This window comes from Flavobacterium sp. FlaQc-48, assembly GCF_044007335.1.
Lineage (GTDB): Bacteria > Bacteroidota > Bacteroidia > Flavobacteriales > Flavobacteriaceae > Flavobacterium.
In genome coordinates, this window is sequence record NZ_JBIPCR010000116.1 from 1 (window position 1) to 207 (window position 207).

Genomic DNA, 207 nt, shown 5'->3' on the forward strand with positions numbered 1-207 from the left:
TTCCTGTGTTCTTAACCACAAAGGTGTATTCTACCCTGTCACCAACATTGGTTTTTCCGTCTTTATTAACATCGACAAATTGTCCGTGTTTGGTAATTGAAATACCTGAAGCAGGTGCCAATGGCGTAATCGTACAAGTTGGACAACCTGGATCTGGTGCGCATGTAGTACATGGCAGAGGATCGGTGGATGTGTCACTTACATTTG

1 protein-coding gene is annotated in these 207 nt (G+C 43.5%); it reads right to left on the reverse strand.

What is annotated here, in order from left to right:
* Positions 1 to 207, reverse strand: a 207-nt coding sequence (locus ACHRWY_RS27790) for a hypothetical protein (protein ID WP_395359278.1), incomplete at both ends; no start/stop codon positions are given.